General features: G+C 34.9%; 10 protein-coding genes. 5 read left to right on the top strand and 5 right to left on the bottom strand.

Annotation, left to right across the window (positions count from 1 at the left end; translation table 11 throughout):
- Nucleotides 1–6: 6 nt before the first annotated feature.
- From M0696_RS18140 to M0696_RS18120, 5 genes are all read right to left on the bottom strand, one after another.
- On the bottom strand, nucleotides 7–1,176 hold the full coding sequence (locus M0696_RS18140) for a CDP-glycerol glycerophosphotransferase family protein (protein WP_166847593.1): 1,170 nt from the start codon (nucleotides 1,174–1,176) through the stop codon (nucleotides 7–9).
- Between the two features lie 3 nt (nucleotides 1,177–1,179).
- Nucleotides 1,180–2,205, bottom strand: coding sequence for a ribitol-5-phosphate dehydrogenase (locus M0696_RS18135; protein WP_166847597.1), 1,026 nt, complete (start codon nucleotides 2,203–2,205; stop codon nucleotides 1,180–1,182).
- A complete protein-coding gene (locus M0696_RS18130; protein ID WP_072181820.1) occupies nucleotides 2,202–2,915 on the bottom strand; it encodes an IspD/TarI family cytidylyltransferase in 714 nt (237 codons plus the stop codon). Before M0696_RS18130 ends, M0696_RS18135 begins: the two co-directional genes overlap by 4 nt.
- An 88-nt stretch (nucleotides 2,916–3,003) precedes the next feature.
- Nucleotides 3,004–4,155, bottom strand: coding sequence for a CDP-glycerol glycerophosphotransferase family protein (locus M0696_RS18125; protein ID WP_222142146.1), 1,152 nt, complete (start codon nucleotides 4,153–4,155; stop codon nucleotides 3,004–3,006).
- A 95-nt stretch (nucleotides 4,156–4,250) separates the two neighbouring features.
- Entirely contained in the window at nucleotides 4,251–5,024 is a 774-nt protein-coding gene (locus M0696_RS18120) for a WecB/TagA/CpsF family glycosyltransferase (protein ID WP_222142145.1), read from the bottom strand.
- A 507-nt stretch (nucleotides 5,025–5,531) separates the two neighbouring features.
- Between M0696_RS18120 and tagD the strand changes: the two genes are divergently transcribed.
- The 5 genes from tagD to M0696_RS18095 all read left to right on the top strand — a co-directional run bounded on the left by tagD (nucleotide 5,532) and on the right by M0696_RS18095 (nucleotide 12,086).
- Nucleotides 5,532–5,921, top strand: coding sequence for a glycerol-3-phosphate cytidylyltransferase (gene tagD, locus M0696_RS18115; RefSeq protein WP_166847609.1), 390 nt, complete (start codon nucleotides 5,532–5,534; stop codon nucleotides 5,919–5,921).
- Between the two features lie 104 nt (nucleotides 5,922–6,025).
- Nucleotides 6,026–7,210: a CDP-glycerol glycerophosphotransferase family protein gene (locus M0696_RS18110; protein ID WP_282707818.1), complete on the top strand. Its 1,185-nt coding sequence runs from the start codon at nucleotides 6,026–6,028 to the stop codon at nucleotides 7,208–7,210.
- A 30-nt stretch (nucleotides 7,211–7,240) separates the two neighbouring features.
- Nucleotides 7,241–8,587 carry a glycosyltransferase family A protein gene (locus tag M0696_RS18105; protein WP_248602245.1) on the top strand — a complete coding sequence of 449 codons (1,347 nt, stop codon included), beginning with the start codon at nucleotides 7,241–7,243 and terminating at the stop codon, nucleotides 8,585–8,587.
- Between the two features lie 41 nt (nucleotides 8,588–8,628).
- Nucleotides 8,629–11,313: a bifunctional glycosyltransferase/CDP-glycerol:glycerophosphate glycerophosphotransferase gene (locus M0696_RS18100; RefSeq protein ID WP_248602244.1), complete on the top strand. Its 2,685-nt coding sequence runs from the start codon at nucleotides 8,629–8,631 to the stop codon at nucleotides 11,311–11,313.
- Nucleotides 11,310–12,086, top strand: coding sequence for a DUF6270 domain-containing protein (locus M0696_RS18095; RefSeq protein WP_248602243.1), 777 nt, complete (start codon nucleotides 11,310–11,312; stop codon nucleotides 12,084–12,086). The genes M0696_RS18100 and M0696_RS18095 overlap by 4 nt, the downstream gene beginning before the upstream one ends.
- Nucleotides 12,087–12,102: the final 16 nt, after the last annotated feature.

The raw sequence follows: 12,102 nt of genomic DNA, 5'->3' as shown, positions 1-12,102 counted from the left end.
TTTCTCCTAATCGGCACCAGATGTTAAAAATGATGAAATAAAATCGGCTACCCGCTCTGAAGATTTGCCGTCTTGATGGGTAATAAACGTCTGTGAAAAAGCTTCAATCCGCTTCGTATCAGCCTCGTGATCACTCTCGATATCGTGTGCAAGCGATGGAACGTCTTTCGAAATCGGCCCGGGCACAAACGATTCAAACGGATAGTAGAAATCACGTTCTTTCAAGTAGTCTTCTAAATCCGGACAGTAAAAATACATTGGACGTTTCAGCAGGCTGTATTCGAAAATGACTGAAGAATAATCGGTTATCAGCCCATCGGAGATTGCCATCAAATCGTACAAAGAGTACGAATCGGTTAAATCCAGCACAAAATCATCCTCTTCCGTGTGCGCATGCTTGCGCATATACGGATGAAGATGGAGCATCACGACATAATCTTTATGGTTTAGCGCCGATTTTAATTGTAGCAGATCAAGCGGGGTAGCGTCACCCTCTTGATGATGTCCGCTGCCTCGAAAAGTAGGAGCATACAAAAGCTTTTTCTTATGCTTAAGTTCAGGATAAGCCCGATGGAACTCATCCAGTACAGTGCGAATATGTTCCTTATGATAAAAATAATCCGTCCTTGGAATGCCGAGCGGCAAAATCTGCTTTTGCTCCATTTGAAAAGCTTCGGCAAAATGCGGCACGGCAGCGGGTGCACTGACGATGGCATAATCATAGTTAGAATGTACAGGAACAATCTTCAGATAATCAGAAGAAGGGCCGAACGGCTTGTTCACAATGCTGTAGCCGAATTTTTTAAACGCGCCGCAAGCATGCCAAAGCTGGATGGCGACAGTTTCCTTTCGTTTTGGCACAACATACAAAGGAAAATAATAATCATCCAACAAAAGCACACGGCATGTGGCAAGGTGATATAGCGAGCTGAAAAGATGAAGCAAATATGCAGCTCGTCCGATCAGCCCCTTATCCATCTTGCGGAAAAGCAGGGTGATGCGAAGAGACGGATCTTGCTTCAGCTTTTCATAGACACCTTTAAAATTATCACTTAATTGATCCTCACGATAGGAAGCTATGACAACTTTGTTGTGCTGTACTGGTAATAAAGCGCTCAATAGTTTATAAGCAGTGCCGAATACTCCTTTTACGATTCGTGTAAGGAATGTTTTCACTGTTTAAATTTCCCATTCGATAACAGTTTTTCCCCAAGATGAAGTCAAATCTGCTTCAAACGCGTTTGTAATTTCCTCAATACTGCGCACCGGAAAGCGTCCGCCTACTAATGTTTCTAAATAATCAACGACTTCAGGGTATTGGGCTAAAAAGTCCACAGTACGGGCAAAATCCTCGCGTCCGCTGCGGCTGCTACCGATCAGCGTAATTCCTTTTTCAAGCACCATTCTCGTTTCAATTTCAACAGGGTATTCAGATACGCCTAAGAGCGCTACACATGCTTCAGGATGAACATGGGCAATGATCTGCTCAATTGCGCTTTCACTGCCGCGTCCGCCTACACATTCAAAGGCATGATCGAGTCTGACATCCTCAGGAATGTCGTTAATTTGATAAGCTGCATCAACAAAAGAAAAATGATCAAGCTTGTAAGGTGTTTTTCCGAAGATAAACACTTTGCTGTCCGGATATTTCTTCTTCAGGAGAAGCGTCATGATAAATCCGAGATTTCCGTCTCCCCAGACACCGAATGTGTCGCGCTTCTTGTGTGCCATGCGCTCAAATCGGGAAAGCGCGTGAACGGCAATCGTAATAAGCTCAGTAAAGGCTGCGACATGCGGATTAATGCTGTCCGGAAGTTCAACGAGCCGATCCGGTGCCATGAACATGTAATCCTGCATAAATCCATCATAGCCGCTTGAACGGAACCTACTGGAACGCAGGTAATTCTCCGCAATGACTTCATGCTCTTCAACCGGTGTATTTGGTACCATAACAACCTGGGTTCCAACTTTAAATGTGCCTGTCGGATCAAACATGACTTTCCCGATTCCTTCATGGATCAGAGCCATCGGCAGTTTTTTATCCATCGCTTCTTTGCCGCGTGAGCCAGTATAATAACGCTGGTCGGCAGCACAGATGGATAAATGGGTAGGCCGGACGACGACCTTATCTGAATGGACAACTTTATCTTTATACGTCACTTCAAATTGTCGGGCAGAAACTAAACGATACGTTTGATTAATCATTGTGAAATTCGCTCCTGTAAAATGGCATTAGCCACTTTTAAGTCATATGGTGTCGTTACTTTAATATTAAAGACTTCACCGCGGACCAGCTTCACTTTTTCACCTGCTAACGAACAGATCTTGCAAGCGTCAGTCAGGACAGCTTTTTGTTCATCGGACAGTTTATTATAAAGCTCGACCAATTTGCTGATCCGGAAGCTTTGCGGTGTTTGCCCCTGATACATGTGATCGCGGACAGGGATATCAGAAATAAATTCCTGATCTTCTGAAGCGATAATTGTATCAATGGCTGAGATAACGGTATCGACCGCACCGTATTGAAGCACCGCATCAATGTTTTCGTCGATAATACGATGAGTCAGAAATGGACGTACAGAATCATGAGTGATGATCACGTCATCATCCTGAATGCCGAATTCTTTTTCAATATAGCGGATGCCGCTCATAATAGACTCATTACGGTCACTGCCGCCTTCAACAACAACCAGGCGATCATCCTGCCCGATGAATTTCTTTAAGATGTCTTTTGTATGGTTAATCCACTCTTTAGGTGAAACGATTAAAATCTTATCGAAACGGTCATTTAATAAAAACTTTTCAACCGTATGAATGATAATGGGGCGTTTATTTAACGGCAAAAACTGTTTTGGCATATTGACGTTCCCCATGCGGGAACCTTTTCCACCGGCTAGAATCTCAGCATAAATCATAAAATGACTCCTTCCTTACTACAACTCATAATGTTTTATAAAAGGTTTTCATATTATTTGCAATACCGACCTCTATTATATATAAAGATCAGTTTGATTTCTCATTTACATAGCTTAAAAGCTGCTTACTGGCATTTCCTCTAGAGTACTGATTCCACTCACGAGAAAAGCGCTCCACTTCAGATTGGAGTTTGTCCATATCTTTCAGCTGGTCCAAGAGCATTCCTGAATCACAGCAAGGCATCCCTGGAATCACCTCTGTATAATGTCGAATTAAACCCCGGGTTCTGTTGTAAGCCTCCATATCATACGTATAAAACAAAATGGGTTTGTCCAGCAACGCAAATTCAAATGGGACAGAAGAATAGTCTGATATTAACAGATCGCTCAATTTTAAAAGGTCTGCAAGAGGGAGATCTGATACATCTTTTATCCACGCACTATCCTCAGGTAGTTCAGCAGATTGCTTCATAACAGGATGCAGTTTTACTGCGAGTAAATATTCACCTTTTAAATCATGCTGCAAGTGTTTTTCTGAAAACGGCAGCGAAAAGCTTTCGAACTGGTAATCCCTAAAGGTTGGCGCATACAAAATAATTTTTTTCTCTGCCGGCAGATGATATTTGCTTTTAAGGTCATTGCTGTTTTCCCGCGCTTCGTAGTAAGCATCGGTTAAAGGTACACCGAAGCGAAGAAATTTATCACCTTTTATGTCGAAAAATTCCTTGAATATGTCAGCCATATGTTCAGAACCGACGACAATCCGGTCAAATGAAGCATACACTTTGCGAAAGCGTCTTACGTCAGACCGCGAACGATTCTGTGTGTTGATATCTCTCAACCCAAATCGCTTAAACGCTCCGTTTGCATGCCAAACTTGGATACACTCGATATCAGGCCTGCTGGTCAGAACGGTTGTCAAAACAAAATAGTTATCAATAATCACAGTCTTGCTTCTCAGCATAGAAAAGGCCGCTTTACAGATATGAAGCGGGTGTTTTTCGTTAATAACTGAAACAGCAAGCTCAGGAAATTCTTTTTCCAGCGACTTGGCATGCTGGGTAAGCAGCACATGAATGGGAAATGAAAATTGTCCTTTCTGGTATTCCTTTAATATTGCACGGGCATTATCAGGAAAGGAAACCAAAAGTGTTACTTGATTGCCCGGCTTGATCCAAAACAGCAATGCGCCAATAATTTTGATGAACAAATAATAAAAAAACGCAAACCAGGATTTCACTCAGTCATCAGCTCAAAACGGATGTCACAGACTGTCCGCAGGCGCAGCGAAAGATTCTTACATTTCATTACATACCATAGCTCCTTTAAGACCGATTACAGATGGCGTGATTGATCTTTGACCTGTCCTGTATATTGCGGCTTTGCTGAAGCTCGTTCATGTTTCAGCACGGCTGTAACATACTTAGGAATGCTCAGCATTCTTCTCCAGCGTGCAGGGTTGGTGATCAGCCTGTACATCCACTCAAGGTGAAAACGGATAAAAAATGAGGGCGCTCTTTTGACATTGCCGCTGAACACATCAAAACTTCCGCCTAGCCCTACAGCAACAGCCTGAGGGAATAGATGTCGGTATTTATGGATAAAGAACTCCTGATTAGGATAACCTAAAGCGACAAATACCATGTCAGGATTTGAGGCCGCAATCTTGTCCGCCACCTCACGTTGATCTTTCACATAACCGTCAGAGTAACCGGCAATTTCAATACCTGGATAATCACGTTCGATTCGCTCAATTGTTTGCGCAATCACATGCTGAGCTGCACCGTAAAAGAAAACCCGTTTTTTCTTTTGTCCAGCCATATCCAGCAGGGACGTAAACAAATCATAACCAGCAATTCTGGATTGAAGCGGCTTTCCAATTAATTTGGAAACCATCACAACACCAATGCCGTCTGGCAAAATAAAATCAGCAGACGAAAGAACCGCTTCATAACGCGGATTTTGCATCGCTTCAAATCCGATTTCAGGATTCGCTGTTACGATGAACGCACCTTTATTCTGATCCAAATATGACGTTTCTAAATGTGATACAAATGAAGTCAGTTCACTGTCTACAAAATCTAATTGATTAATGGGTTTCGTTTGCATCGTATCACCCCTCCTTTTCACCTATATGTCTATAAAAAACACGTGTCATTCGTATAGTTTGAGTAAAGCCTCTTTGCCTGAAAACATCTTACTCTATTTTACCACAAAAATCTTTAGGAACTTTTAACATTCACATTACAATTCCTTCACGTTTTGACGATGAATTAATATGAGGAGGGCGTACAGAATAAATGACGCAGCAGAAAGAAAATCGTTTCACTTAAAAACGCGACAAAAGAATCGATTTTTCCGAAAAAGAAAACTTGTTATAATGGGTATGGATGAGACATTAGGCCTGCAAAATTTATACATCAATACAACGTAGATACCAAAAAATGCTGATGATTTACATTTTTAAAGAGCCTTAACTTTTATAGGAACTTATGCTATTATTGTTCATTATTAATGGTACGTAAAAAATATGTCGAAATTATAAACAATCTGTTAAGGTTTTTGGTTTTTATCTGGTACTCTCAGTTGAAAACGGTTGGAAGGTGATGTTATCTAATGAAGAAAGTGATAACGTACGGAACATTTGATTTATTTCACTACGGACATATGAAGCTGCTGGAAAGAGCAAAAAATCTGGGTGATTACTTAATCGTAGGATTGTCTACAGATGAATTTAATCTTCAAAAACAAAAAAAATCGCATCATTCTTATGAACATCGAAAATTCATTTTAGAAACAATCGATTTTGTTAATGAAGTCATTCCCGAAAAAAATTGGGAACAAAAAATCTCAGATATTAAAAAGTACAATATAGATACATTCGTCATCGGCGATGACTGGAAAGGGAAATTTGATTTCTTAAAGGAATATTGTGAGGTCATTTACCTTCCAAGAACAGAAGGCATTTCAACTACCCAAATCAAAAAAGACATGGCTAGTTTATAGAAGTACTAACTAAAAGAGGCTTGAAGTAAATTCAGTTGCTTCTTTTTTTCTTGTTTGCTGAGAGAAGAGAAGTATTTAATTGTTTGATATTTAAGGAGTCTAAAATGAAATCAAAGATTTTAATAAGATATAGAAGCCTATTGATCAGAATATATTCAATTGTTTTTAGAATAATTGGGCTCTTGCCCAGAAACGAAAAATTAATCATCTTCGAAAGCTACTCAGGTAAACAATTTAGCTGCAACCCACGAGCGATTTTCGAGTATCTTGAGGAAAATAAAGATAAATATGACTATCAATTAATCTGGAGTATCGACAAAAGAAACAAAGATTTATTTGATAATTTAGATGTGAATTATCTAAGAAGATTCTCTCTCAAATGGTTATGGTATATGGCTACAGCTAAATACTGGGTAACAAACAGCCGCTTGCCTTTATGGATCCCAAAACCGAGAAACACCACATATGTGCAGACTTGGCACGGAACTCCCCTAAAAAAACTTGCTAATGACATGGATGAAGTACATATGCCAGGTACGACGACTGAGCAATATAAAAGAAACTTCCTGAAAGAAGCTAGTAAATGGGATTTCTTAATTTCCCCAAATGCTTACTCTACAGAGATTTTTAGAAGTGCGTTTCAGTTTAAAAAAACGTTTATTGAATGTGGCTATCCGAGAAACGATTTTTTACATAAAGAAAATAGAAAAGAAGAAATGCTAAGAATAAAAGAAAGATTAGGTATTAATAAAGAAAAGAAAATTATCTTGTATGCCCCCACTTGGAGAGATAACTCATTTTATGCTAAAGGTAAATATAAATTTAATATGGTTTTAGATTTAGAAAGTCTAAAAAATCAATTAAGTAATGAATATATTCTTATTTTAAGGATGCACTATCTTGTATCTGAGAATATTAACTTAACTAAATACAAGGAGTTTGCTTACGATTTTTCAGATCATAATGATATTAGAGAATTATATTTAATATCAGATATTTTAATAACAGACTATTCTTCAGTGTTTTTTGATTTTGCTGGTTTAAAGAGGCCGATCCTTTTTTATGTTCCCGATATTGAATTTTATAGAGATAAACTAAGAGGTTTTTATTATGATTTTGAAAAATGTGCTCCAGGACCTCTTCTTAAAACAACAGAAAAAGTAATTGAAGCCATACACAAAACAAAGAACTATAAACAGGATGAAACCATTACTTCGTTTTACGACCAATTTTGTTACTTGGAAAAAGGTGATTCATCTAAAAAAGTTGTGGAAGAACTACTCGGATAAAAAACATATTCTTTTAAAGGAGTCCTTGAGATGTTGTTTTCAATTGTAATGCCTGTTTATAATTCGGGATCATATCTAAGAGAAGCCATTGACAGTATCATTGATCAAACTATTAATTTTGAAGAAAACATAGAAATAATATTGGTTGAAAATAATAGCACTGACAATTCAAAAAACATATGTAAAGAATACGCAACAGCATTTCCGAATAACATTAAAATTATCTATCAAGATACACCAAATGTCAGTTTAGCAAGAAATAATGGATTAAAAGCTTGTGAAAATAGTGAATTTATAGGCTTTATAGATTCTGACGACAAAATTTCACTAAATGCTATTGCTAAGGTGTTAAAGTTTTTTGAAAATCATACCGATATTAATTTAGCGGTGCTGCCGTTATTTTTCTTTGACAATAAATACGGAGAGCACTCACTAAATTATAGATTTAAAAGTGAAAAAAGTATTGTAAATATAACTGATAATTACTCCGCTATTCACTACCATATTGGTGGAACATTTTTTCGAAAAAAAACAATAAAATGTATGGGTATTGCTTTTAACGAACAAATGGATTTCTGGGAAGACGTTTTATTTATTAATACCTTTTTAATGAAAGAACAAAAATATGGACTTATTCCTGATGCTAAATATTTCTATAGAAAGAGGAAAGATGAAGGATCTCTAGTAGACACTTCGTGGTCTAAAAAAAATAGGTATACGTTTTTACTTATAAATGGATATGGTGAAATGATCAAGAGATCATTAGAAGAATACGGCGAAGTTATACCTTATATTCAATGTTTAATACTTAATCATGTAAAGTTATTTATTTTTCAAAAAAACAATAATCTGGTTTATGAAGTATTAAATGAGATAGAACAGCGTGAATTTTTTAATGAATTACATCACATTTTAAAATATATAGATGAAAAGTTAATTGTAAATCAAAACATGAAAACATATTTAAAAGAGTATCTAATTTCATTTAAACGATGGGGTTATCCTGTTAACAGACTTATTGAATTAGGAAAACTTGAAAATGAAAAAATAATTATTACTTCATGGAAAGTCGATAAATTTTCAATTGAACTAACTGTTAGTTTCAGTAATGAAGAATCTGCTATTAATGATAATAATAATGTTTATGTTTCCTATGGAAGAAAATATATAGAGGCCAAGTTAATAAACGAAAAAAAACAAAAGAATATTGTTATTTGGGGAACTACCGTTAGGGATAGAAAATATTCTTCTTATCAATTAAAACTTCCTTTAGGAGTTATTTTTTTTAGGTTTATTGTTAAAAAAGATAATGATTATATTCATCTTCAAAAAGTTAACGTTTTAACTAGATTATTTAAAAAGTTAATTAAAATCTAATACTTTTCAATAGAACAAATAATTAAAAGGAGAATGGAAACTTGGAACAAAAGAATTTTTTCTTTTCTATTATAATGGCAATTTACAATGTTGAAGAATTTTTAGAAGAAGCAATAACAAGCATAATTGATCAGTCGCTTGATTTTGAGCATCATATACAGTTGATTTTAGTGAATGACGGAAGTGTTGATGCGTCAAGTGAAATTTGCTTAAAGTTTAAAGAAAAGTATCCAGAAAATATAGTTTATATCGATAAGGAGAATGGCGGAGCGAGTAGTGCGCGTAATGAAGGTTTAAGATGTGCCAAAGGGAAATATATTAATTTTCTAGATCCAGATGATACATTATCTCCTTCAACTCTTTTAAAAGTATATGATTTTTTCGAAAAGAACTATTCTAAAGTTGATGTAGTTTCCATTCCAATGATGATGTTTGGAAAAACAAGTGGTCCACATTTATTAAATTATAAATTTGACAAAACTAGGCTAGTTCATACCTTGAAAGAACATACGGGGATTCAATTATCAGCACCTAGTTCATTTGTAAAAAAAGAAGTAGTTAAAAATCATTTTTTTAATGAAGATATGGCCTACGCTGAAGATAGTGAATGGCTGACTAAAATCATTATGAAACGTCAAGTATACGGAATTGTAATAGAGGGGCAATACAATTATCGGCGAAGGGAGGATGCATCGTCCGCAACTCAAACAGGAAAAAACGACAAAAAATGGTACACGGATTATTTGAAGAATTTCTGTCGAGAATTAATTAATTATACTATTACAACATTAGGGTACGTTCCAAGATATATTCAGTATATGATTGCCTATGACTTGCAGTGGAGAATAAATATAGAAGACAGAACTGATGTATTAACTGATAAGGAAGTTGAAGAGTTTTTTGACATGTTAGAAAGGATACTCGCATTTATAGACGACGACATAATTTTCGAACAAAAGTCTATTAACTTGCATAGAAAATACTTTTTAATCAAATTGAAATACAAAAATCAAAAAAATGTATTCAAAAAGATCTTTTTGAATCGTAATGTGAATTTATACTTTAAAGAGAAATTAATTAATTCTATGAGATATGAAGCTTTAACAATGGAGCTATTAAACATAGAAAAGGGGATTTTAACCCTCGAAGGTAATTTCGGTTCATTATTTGATGCTACCGAATTAGAAGTCAAAGCATGTGTTAATGACAAAATGTATCATGCTGAAAAAATTGATAGAACAGTGCACAATTTATATTGCTTAAATAAGCCAGTTAAAGAGTACTTAGGCTTTAAAGTTGATATCCCTGTTGATGATCTTGAAAACAACTCAAATATTGAAATGATGATTTCATCAAATGGCAAACTAATAAAAGTAAAAATCAACTTTGGACGGTTATTCCCGCTGGATAAACATATAGTCGATTTCTATACCAAAAATGGTATAGGGATTTATTTCGATCATGAATATAATAATTTAGTAGTCTTAAAAGATAAAAATCAAATTATTAGAGCGAAAGAAAAACGGGCACAAAGACGTTTTAAGACTTTTAATAAAGTAGGCGCTGAAAAAGCATCAAATGTAAGAAAGATTATGGAACACCTCTATAAAATAAAGAAAAATAAAAGAGTATGGCTATTTATGGATAGGATCAACAAAGCAGATGATAATGCTGAAGCATTATTTGAATATGCAATGCAGCAGAAAGACGATATCAAAAAATATTTTATTATCAGTAAAGATAGTCCGGATTATAATAGGCTGAAAAAAATAGGACCAGTTGTTGCATATGGTTCACCTAAACATAAGTTTTTGCATTTACTTGCTGATGAAATAATATCTTCCCATGCAGATGATTATGTAGTAAATCCATTTGTTAATATGAGGAAATATTATAAAGATTTATTTAAATTCAACTTTATATTTCTTCAGCATGGAATTACGAAAGATGATATATCCGGATGGCTTAATAAGTATAAGAAAAATATAAGACTATTTATTACTGCCGCTCAACCCGAGTATGAGTCTATAGTTAACGGTCATTATAATTATTCAAAGAGGGAAGTAGTTCTAACTGGATTTCCTAGGTTCGATAAGCTTGTTAATCATAATCACAAAAAGATATTAATTATGCCAACATGGAGAAATCACTTAGTGGGAAAAATAAATCCGCAAACAGGGAAAAGAGATTATTCACCACTCTTTAAAAACTCAGTTTATTTTAATGAACTTAATAATCTATTAAATGATGCTAAACTTATTAAGGAAGCTAATGAAAAAGGATACGAGATCGTATTCTTCCCGCATCCAAATATTGTTCAGCAGTTGAAAGATTTCAACAAAAATAGTTCAGTGAGAATTGCGGATATTAATGAAAGTTATCGAGATCATTTCAATAATAGTGCGATTTTAGTTACAGATTATTCATCTGTTGCATTTGACTTTGCTTATCTTAAAAAACCTGTTTTTTACTTCCAATACGAAAAAAATCATTTGGAAAAGGGTTATTTTGATTACAATTCTATGGGCTTTGGAGATGTAGTTACTGATAAAGATACATTAGTTGATAAGTTGATAAACTGTATGGAGAACAATTGTCTAATGGATGCCAAATATATTGATAGAGTAAATCAATTTTATAAATATACGGATAAAGAAAACTGTAAACGTGTTTATCAACAAATTGTTAGTCTGGAAACAAATATTAAAGAGGGAATTAAGAAATGAAAAAAGTAGCTGTTTATGGTAGTTGTGTTACACGCGATAACTTTAACTCTCAATTTAATGCTGATTACAAACGTTATTTCGATTGTGTATTAACACAAAACCAAACGTCCATTATTTCAACAATGAGTAAACCTAACTACCTCGTTTTTGAAAACGAGAACATGTCGACTCATGAAATAAACACCTTAAAGACTGATTTTGAGAATAGCTTTTTAAATGAAATTAAATCTGTCCAGCCAGACATATTGATTTTGGACTTTTTTGCAGATGTGCATTTTGGCTACGTAGAAATTTCAGATAACCAGTTTGTTACAAATAATAGATGGACCCTCCCTAAAACGAATTATTATAAACTTACAATTCAAAATAAAAAACAAAGTTTTAATATAGAAGATCATTTTGAAAATTATTTTGCACTATGGAAACAAAAATTTAATCTTTTCTATAACTACGTTAGATTAAATTGTCCTAAAACCAAAATTATCTTAAATAGTGCAAGAAACGTTCATCACTTTTTTGATAAAGAAGACCAGAAAAAATTGCTTATAAATGGAGGAAACATCAAGGTAATTGATGTTGATTATTATAATAAGATTTGGAATAAATTTGACGCATATGTATTAGAAAGCTTCAATGACATTGAGGCGATAGATTTATTCAAAAATAAAAGCTATAATTCCTTTGAAAACCATCCATGGGGTAAATTTTATGTGCATTATACAATGGATTATTACACTGATTTTATCGACCAGTTAAAAAAAATAAGTCTGTAGAGTAACTCGTCAACGG

The sequence above is a fragment of the Bacillus rugosus genome (assembly GCF_023238245.1).
GTDB classification, from domain to species: domain Bacteria; phylum Bacillota; class Bacilli; order Bacillales; family Bacillaceae; genus Bacillus; species Bacillus rugosus.
This window is presented reverse-complemented; position numbering and strand designations above follow the sequence as displayed.

What these genes read in the sequence shown, in the direction of transcription:
- M0696_RS18135 (WP_166847597.1), bottom strand. Translation starts at nt 2,205, where the DNA reads ATGATTAATCAAACGTATCGTTTAGTTTCTGCCCGACAATTTGAAGTG.
- M0696_RS18130 (WP_072181820.1), bottom strand. Translation starts at nt 2,915, where the DNA reads ATGATTTATGCTGAGATTCTAGCCGGTGGAAAAGGTTCCCGCATGGGG.
- M0696_RS18120 (WP_222142145.1), bottom strand. Translation starts at nt 5,024, where the DNA reads ATGCAAACGAAACCCATTAATCAATTAGATTTTGTAGACAGTGAACTG.
- tagD (WP_166847609.1), top strand. Translation starts at nt 5,532, where the DNA reads ATGAAGAAAGTGATAACGTACGGAACATTTGATTTATTTCACTACGGA.
- M0696_RS18110 (WP_282707818.1), top strand. Translation starts at nt 6,026, where the DNA reads ATGAAATCAAAGATTTTAATAAGATATAGAAGCCTATTGATCAGAATA.
- M0696_RS18105 (WP_248602245.1), top strand. Translation starts at nt 7,241, where the DNA reads ATGTTGTTTTCAATTGTAATGCCTGTTTATAATTCGGGATCATATCTA.
- M0696_RS18095 (WP_248602243.1), top strand. Translation starts at nt 11,310, where the DNA reads ATGAAAAAAGTAGCTGTTTATGGTAGTTGTGTTACACGCGATAACTTT.